This is a genomic window from Mesorhizobium sp. M4B.F.Ca.ET.089.01.1.1, from assembly GCF_004022605.1.
GTDB classification, from domain to species: Bacteria; Pseudomonadota; Alphaproteobacteria; order Rhizobiales; family Rhizobiaceae; genus Mesorhizobium; species Mesorhizobium abyssinicae.
Genome location: NZ_RZOS01000921.1, coordinates 1 through 1,024, shown reverse-complemented (window position 1 = coordinate 1,024; position 1,024 = coordinate 1). Strand labels below are relative to the sequence as shown.

Genomic DNA, 1,024 nt, shown 5'->3' with positions numbered 1-1,024 from the left:
CCGCTACGCGCGACGGCGCCTTCCACAATCTGTCCTGCGCATCACAGGTGCCCATCGGCGACGGTCGGACGATGTCCATGGTGGAACTTCGCGATGAGGAGGCATCGACCGTTGCGCTGATATGCTCCAAGCTTGTCGGCGCGATCGAGATAGAGGACATGAATGATGGCAGGCATCGGTTGCTTCAAGCCGGCGACATTGCGCTGCTTGCCCCAGCCGGCACTGAACTTTGGCGTTACGAACGCGCGCTTGAATCGCATGGGCTAGCCGTCGCATCGCAAGCCGGCAAGACATTGTTCCTACAACAGGAGACGCAGGATGTCCTGGCGCTGTTGCGTGCGCTGGCGGATTCGCGTGACCGGCTGGCCTTCGGCTCCTTCATGCGAGGCCCGATGGTTGGACTGACCGACGAGGAATTGCTCGACATTGCCGAAGAAATCCACAAGGCCGGACCTGACGCCTCACCGACCGGGCTTTTCGACATCACAACACCTCCTGCCCTGGTTTCGCACGGCGTCGCGCGCGCCGTCCTCGAAATCATGCAACAGCTACGCTCACGCGTGAACATCACAACGCCGCGCATCCTGCTTGCCGAAGCGATCGAGCAGCTTCAGCTGCGCATCGCATTGTCCGCGCGCAGCGGTAACAACCGGGCCGCGCGTTCGCTTGCCAACCTGGACCGGATCGTCGAACTCGCCCGGCCCTTCGACGTCAAGGGCCTTCGCGCCTTCGTGCGCCATCTCCAGCGAGAATGGGAAGGTCGCGCCATGCGGCAAGAAGGTCGGATCGACGCATCGTCGGATGCAGTTGAGATCGTAACCATCCACACTGCCAAGGGATTGGAATGGCCCGTCGTCATTCCCATCAATATGGGGACGCTGGCACGCCCCTCCCCCCGCTTCGTCCACCGCACATCCGACAACACGCTGCATTGGGTTATTGGCGGCGTGTCTTCGTCTGCGCTAGCACGTGCCCGCGAGGAAAAAGCGCAGCGCCAGGCGCTGGAAAATCAGCGCATGTGGTA

Annotated in this window: 1 protein-coding gene; it reads left to right on the top strand. The window is 61.9% G+C overall.

The genetic code is table 11. The features are described 5' to 3' along the window. On the top strand, positions 1–1,024 hold a 1,024-nt coding region (locus tag EN780_RS35040; protein ID WP_281035405.1), incomplete at both ends, for a 3'-5' exonuclease.